This window comes from Streptomyces sp. NPDC059456, assembly GCF_042750055.1.
Lineage (GTDB): Bacteria > Actinomycetota > Actinomycetes > Streptomycetales > Streptomycetaceae > Streptomyces.
The window spans coordinates 1-2,289 of record NZ_JBHYVA010000969.1 but is presented as its reverse complement, the minus strand read 5'-3'; the positions used below and the strand labels follow the sequence as shown (position 1 = coordinate 2,289).

General features: G+C 72.8%; 1 protein-coding gene and 1 pseudogene. Both read left to right on the top strand.

The features are described 5' to 3' along the window. Nucleotides 1-109 precede the first annotated feature (109 nt). Nucleotides 110-901 (top strand): annotated as a pseudogene (locus ACFXA3_RS41185) (DsbA family protein); the annotation flags it as partial. A 325-nt stretch (nucleotides 902-1,226) separates the two neighbouring features. Next, a complete protein-coding gene (lgt, locus tag ACFXA3_RS41180; RefSeq protein WP_385196406.1) occupies nucleotides 1,227-2,243 on the top strand; it encodes a prolipoprotein diacylglyceryl transferase in 1,017 nt (338 codons plus the stop codon). The last annotated feature ends 46 nt before the right edge of the window (nucleotides 2,244-2,289 follow it).

Sequence of the window (2,289 nt, the reverse complement as noted above, 5' to 3'; positions counted from 1 at the left end):
TGCGGGCGCCCCCCGGCGCCCCCCCCCGTGGGTGTGTTTTTGAGTCCGCGGGTGGTGGGGGGGGGGGGGGCGCGCCCGGCCGCCCCCCCCCCGCTTCGTTTGGCCGAACGTGAGCGAGAAGAACGACGGTGCGAACCGCGAAGCGAAACGATCGGCCCGCGAGCGGCTCCAGGTGGAGCGCGAGCGCGAGAAGAAGCGGGAGAAGCGGCGGCGGACCCTCATCGTGGCGTCGGCCGTGGTCGGCGTCCTCGGCCTGGCGGCCGTCGTCGGCCTGATCGCGGCCAACACCGACAAGGGCGACGGATCCGCCGACGCGGGCCCGGTGAGCGCCCCCTCCGGCGCGACCGGCAAGGACGCGCTCGCCATCCAGACGGGCAAGCCCGAGGCCAAGTCCACGCTGACGGTGTGGGAGGACTTCCGCTGCCCCGCGTGCAAGGCCTTCGAGACCAATTACCGGGACACGATCCACGAGCTGGAGGCCAAGGGCCTGCTCAAGGTCGACTACCACCTGGTCACCCTGATCGACGGGAACATGGGCGGCAGCGGCTCGCTCAAGGGCGCCAACGCGGCCGCCTGCGCCCAGGACGCCGGAAAGTTCGCCGAGTACCACGACGTTCTCTTCGAGAACCAGCCGCAGGAGACCAGCGACGCGTACGGGACGAACGCGAAGCTGCTGGAACTGGCCGCCAAGGTGCCGGGGCTGGACACGCCGGAGTTCCGGAGGTGCGTCGAGGACGGGACGCACAACAGCTGGGTGAACAAGTCCTTCGAGGCGTTCCGGGCCGGGAAGTTCCGGGGCACCCCGAGCGTGCTGCTCAACGGCAAGGACATCTTCGCCGACCAGGCCAACCCGGTGACCCCGCAGAAGCTCAAGGAGCAGGTGGAGGCCGCCGCGAAGGGGACCGGGGGCGGGGCCGCGAGCGCCTCGCCGTCGCCTTCCGCTTCGGCCTCGGCGTCCCCCTCGAAGGGGTCGAAGACCCCGGGCGCCGGGGCGTCGTCCGCCTCCTCCCCGGCCGCGGCGAAGTCCTCGTCCACGGCCTCCGGATCGCGGGCCGGATCGGCCGGGACCGCGACCGGGGCCGGGACCTCTGCGGGGAGCTCGACGGGGGCCTCCACCGGGAGCTCGAAGGGGGCCGCGGAGGACTGACCGCCCCGTCTCGATTTGGCGCCAGGTTGCCGGGCGGGTTGCGGTCCGCACCGCCCGGCAGGGTAGCGTCGGCTCTGCCATGAACCTTGCCTATATCCCCAGCCCGTCGACCGGCGTGATCCATCTCGGACCGATCCCGCTGCGCGGCTACGCGTTCTGCATCATCATCGGCGTCTTCGTCGCCGTCTGGCTCGGCAACAAGCGGTGGATCGCGCGCGGCGGAAAGCCGGGCACGGTCGCGGACATCGCCGTGTGGGCGGTGCCGTTCGGCCTGGTCGGCGGTCGCCTCTACCACGTGATCACCGACTACCAGCTGTACTTCGGCGAGGGCCGCAACTGGGTCGACGCCTTCAAGATCTGGGAGGGCGGCCTCGGCATCTGGGGCGCGATCGCGCTCGGCGCGGTCGGCGCCTGGATCGGCTGCCGCCTGCGCGGCATCCCGCTGCCGGCCTGGGCCGACGCCCTGGCCCCGGGCATCGCCCTCGCCCAGGCCTGCGGACGCTGGGGCAACTGGTTCAACCAGGAGCTGTACGGCCGCGCCACCGACCTGCCGTGGGCGCTGAAGATCAGCGACGGGCCGAACCGGGTCGCCGGGACCTACCACCCGACGTTCCTGTACGAGTCGCTGTGGTGCCTGGGCGTCGCCGCGCTGGTGATCTGGGCCGACCGCCGCTTCAAGCTCGGACACGGCCGGGCGTTCGCCCTGTACGTGGCCGCGTACTGCGCCGGCCGCGGCTGGATCGAGTACATGCGCGTCGACGAGGCCCACCACATCCTGGGTGTCCGGCTGAACGTGTGGACCGCGATCGTGGTCTTCATCCTGGCCGTCGTCTACTTCGTGCTGTCGGCGAAGCTGCGGCCCGGCCGCGAGGAGGTCGTGGAGCCGGACCGCGGCCCGGCGGCTTCCGACCCGGCCGCGAAGGAGGCCGACGCGGCCTCCGAGGCCAAGACCGGTGCCGACGCCGATCCGGCGGACTCCGCGCCGAAGCCCGGCGCCGAGACCGAGACCGAGACCGCGACCGAGGCCGACGCCGGTACCGAGGGCAAGGCCGGCTCCGAGGACGCCGAGGCCCCGAAGGCCGCCAAGAAGCTCTGACCGGGTCGTCCGGACCACGACGGGAGGGGGCGCCGCGCACCACGCG

What these genes read in the sequence shown, in the direction of transcription:
- lgt (WP_385196406.1), top strand. Translation starts at nt 1,227, where the DNA reads ATGAACCTTGCCTATATCCCCAGCCCGTCGACCGGCGTGATCCATCTC.